The organism is Streptomyces sp. A18 (assembly GCF_059026065.1).
The window spans coordinates 1-286 of sequence record NZ_JBWLKL010000172.1 but is presented as its reverse complement, the minus strand read 5'-3'; the positions used below and the strand labels follow the sequence as shown (position 1 = coordinate 286).

General features: G+C 65.0%; 1 pseudogene. It reads right to left on the bottom strand.

Annotated features, from left to right (window positions below):
• Positions 1–16: 16 nt before the first annotated feature.
• Positions 17–286, bottom strand: a pseudogene (locus AC5P1C_RS44020) (DUF2637 domain-containing protein); the annotation flags it as partial.

Sequence of the window (286 nt, the reverse complement as noted above, 5' to 3'; positions counted from 1 at the left end):
GACTCTGCGGAATCTCCTACGCCTTCGTGCGCTGCTGCGCATGGGCCCCCTTTCGGATGCGGTGCTTGGAGGAGACCTGGCCGGTGAGTTCCCAGAAGCACACCAGAGCGGTGATCGGTGGAATTCCAAGGGTCACGAAGGCCAGCACCGAGCGGGACGAGTGGCTGACACACAAGGCCACGGCCATGGCGGAAGCCACCAGGAGAACGCCCCAGGAGCGTTTCGCGCTCTGGTGCTGCACGGTCGCCCGCAGAATCGAAAGAGCCGCGACGAACCACGGGCCGTA